Source organism: Rhizobium sp. SVR5-9E, assembly GCF_056755095.1.
Map to the genome: position 1 here is coordinate 1 of NZ_JBNDHS010000507.1, position 258 is coordinate 258.

Consider the following 258-nt stretch of genomic DNA (forward strand, 5'->3'; position numbering starts at 1 on the left):
TGCTGAGCCTGCCGTTCCACATCATCTTCGCGGTAACCGGCGCGCTGATGTGCCTGTTCGTGCCGTTGTTCGCCGCGCTCAACCTGATCGCCTTCGACGGCAAGCTGGGCGATGCCTTCGCCAGGGCGATCAGCACCGCGCCCACGGTGCAGGCGAGCGGACACGCCGCGCCGATGCTTGCCGCTGGCGAACTGATCGAGCGCGCCCGCACGGCGGCGCTGGCCACCGGCGTCACCGCGTTCGAGCCGGACTATGTGC

General features: G+C 69.4%; 1 pseudogene. It reads left to right on the forward strand.

The window, feature by feature from the left end:
- Positions 1–258: pseudogene (locus tag ACPYOJ_RS35825) on the forward strand (hypothetical protein); the annotation flags it as partial.